General features: G+C 65.0%; 2 pseudogenes. Both read left to right on the top strand.

The features are described from left to right. Positions 1-451, top strand: a pseudogene (locus QN219_RS24470) (SDR family oxidoreductase); the annotation flags it as partial. Between the two features lie 68 nt (positions 452-519). Next, positions 520-751, top strand: a pseudogene (locus tag QN219_RS24465) (cupin domain-containing protein); the annotation flags it as partial.

Here is a 751-nt window from a genome sequence, read left to right as displayed (position 1 = left end):
GCTTCCCGACAACGGCTATTTCCGGGCGAAGGTCGCGCAGGAAAACCTCATCAAGGCATCAGGCATTCCCTACACCATCCTGCGTGCCACGCAGTTCTTCGAATTCGTTGCCGGCATTGCGCAATCGGCCACCGTCGGCGAGGAGATTCGCCTGTCGCCGGCGCTGTTCCAGCCGATCGCGTCCGACGATGTGGCGGCGGCGCTTGCCGATGTCACGGTCGCACCGCCCGTCAACGGCACGGTCGAAGTCGCCGGCCCCGAGGCCATACCGCTCGATGAAGTGGTCCGGCGTTTCCTCGGCGCAAAGCAGGACACGCGCAAGGTCGTGCCGGACGTCCACGCACGCTACTTCGGCTCCGTTCTCGACGATCAGTCGCTCACCCCTGGCACGAGCCCCCGCCTGGGTGCGATCCGGTTCGATGACTGGCTCGGTCAGCAAGCCGCCCACTGAGATCCTGGAAAGCGTCGGCCCGGCGCCGCCCGCGCCTTCACGACAGTCACACTTGAAGGAGAATTGCCATGTTTACACGATTTCTCGCAAGCGTTGCCTTCGCAGCGCTCTCCATCACCGCGGCCTCGGCCGACGACGGACACACGGACAAGGTGACGGTGGTCTTCGATCGCGCCCTTCCGAACGTTCCCGGCAAGAGCATGAAGGGTGTTCTCGTCGAATACCAGCCTGGCGGCTCCTCGCCCGGCCACACGCACCCGGACTCCGCCTTCATCTATGCGACGGTGCTCGAGGGCGCGA

This window comes from Sinorhizobium sp. 8-89 (assembly GCF_030124325.1).
Taxonomy (GTDB): Bacteria; Pseudomonadota; Alphaproteobacteria; order Rhizobiales; family Rhizobiaceae; genus Sinorhizobium.
This window is presented reverse-complemented; position numbering and strand designations above follow the sequence as displayed.